The 404-nt window shown below is 45.8% G+C and carries 1 protein-coding gene; it reads right to left on the bottom strand.

What is annotated here, in order from left to right; translation table 11 throughout:
- The coding region (locus NHF50_RS15595) for a hypothetical protein (protein WP_252777362.1) at positions 1 to 404 on the bottom strand (404 nt) is incomplete at both ends.

Below are 404 nucleotides of genomic sequence, written 5' to 3'. Positions count from 1 at the left end.
CCCTGGTGGGCCGGTACGACTTCCAATGACCATATTTCTACACAACTGTATTCCAGCACCATTTTGTTTAACTCGCCGCTGTTGAAGACAGAAGTGTCAAAATCTATCGGATAATAACGGGTCGTTGTGTTGTTCAGCGTTGTTTGAGACACAGCATTGTATTCGTCCTTTGAAAAACCGTATTCCACAATATACGCATCGTAACTCCCGTCGGAACGTGACGATAGCAAGAGATTTTCCAAATGGGAAGTGACCAAACTGTCCCGCGTAAGCGGAAAGTTATAGGAATGTTTCCCGGTTGTGGTATCTTCCACGTATTTCACATAAGCGGTGTTTACGGAAAAGCCGTAGGTTGAATTGTAAAGGATTCGGGAAGTACCTATCGGTGTTCCCGTTCCGGTGGC

Source organism: Flavobacterium sp. NRK F10, assembly GCF_024054235.1.
In the GTDB taxonomy this organism is placed as follows: Bacteria; Bacteroidota; Bacteroidia; order Flavobacteriales; family Flavobacteriaceae; genus Flavobacterium; species Flavobacterium sediminis.
This window is presented reverse-complemented; position numbering and strand designations above follow the sequence as displayed.